Origin of the sequence: Catenulispora rubra (assembly GCF_015356825.1) — a bacterium.
In the GTDB taxonomy this organism is placed as follows: domain Bacteria; phylum Actinomycetota; class Actinomycetes; order Streptomycetales; family Catenulisporaceae; genus Catenulispora; species Catenulispora rubra.
This window is the reverse complement of the sequence record NZ_JAACYW010000636.1, coordinates 1-1205: the sequence shown is the minus strand read 5'-3', so window position 1 is coordinate 1205 and position 1205 is coordinate 1. Positions and strand designations below refer to the sequence as shown.

General features: G+C 67.6%; 1 protein-coding gene. It reads right to left on the bottom strand.

Annotation, left to right across the window (positions count from 1 at the left end; genetic code table 11):
* Positions 1–4: 4 nt before the first annotated feature.
* Positions 5–895, bottom strand: coding sequence for a hypothetical protein (locus GWK61_RS54685; RefSeq protein WP_194922308.1), 891 nt, complete (start codon positions 893–895; stop codon positions 5–7).
* Positions 896–1205: the final 310 nt, after the last annotated feature.

The following is a 1205-nucleotide window of genomic DNA, read 5'->3' as shown; positions in this document are numbered from 1 at the left end:
TCCCTCAGCCGGTAACAGCGATATGGCCGCCGGTCCCGACCGCGACGGGAATCGGCCCCTGGCAGGCGTGGACCGGAGTGGCAGCCGAGTCGATGAGGCCGGAGACCCAGTTGTCCGTGCCGTTGTCGTACACCGACCAGGCCACACGCTTGCCGACGAGCGTCGCGTTGCCGCTGGACGCGGTGATCTGGCCGGTCGCCACGGCGTCGTCGCCGCCGATGTCCAGGCAGCCGATCGTGCCGCTGTAGCTCGTCGACTTGGCGATGTCAGGCTGATAGAGCGAGTACGTGAACGTACCCTGAGCCGTCGTCGTCGCAGCCCCGGCGGCGACGCCCGCGTCGGTGGTCAGCATGTAATACCCGCCGGTGGCCGGATCGACCCCCGTGACCGTGCCGCTGAGCTGCCGGGCCGGCACCTGGCTCGGCTGGCCGCCAGTCAGGGTCCTGTCACTGGTCGGCCCCGGCTGGCCGCCGCTGTTGACAACAACCGAGCTACTGGAGAGCGGGAAGAACGGAACAGCACCCTGCCCCTCAGCGACCGGCTGCCCCGCGAACCCCCAGACGAACCCCACACGCGTGCCATCGGGACGCTCGTCGAACGTCATCGCCACCTTGGCGCCGACGAGAGTGAGGCCGGGATTGGCGGGATCGTCAGCCGCCGTAATCACGCCGTTCACCACGGCCATTTGCCCAGCCGCGGTCACGGAGACGACGGTTCCGGAGAACTCCGTGTACAGCGATCCATCGGAGCGCCGGTGGGTGACCTGGAAGGTCCCGGATGGATCAGGCGTCGCCTGAGCGTTGATGGTGAAGTCGATGGGGTCCCCTGCCCATTGCGGGAAGAGGTCGCCCGGCAGGTTGCCGCTCCCCTGCCCGGTGACGGAAACGACCGGCACGCCCGGAGCGACGGCCGCGGCAGCAGCGGTAGCGGCCGTCCCCGCCGAAACAGCAGCAGCGACAAGCGCCACAGCAAACCGACTACGCAGTACAGACATCATGAACTCCCCGCTCTCAATGTTGACGGCGTTAACTTGCCGCCACAGCCAGTCTGCCCGGCCGATGTTAACGGCGTCAACTTGCCGCGAGAGCAGGGAAGGAAGCGAGCACCACTTACTCAGGACTCTGGCATCTCATCCCCGCCGGTCCGAATGGCGTAGATCACCGCCTGCACCTTCATCACGACCGGCCACAACGGATGCCCCGTCC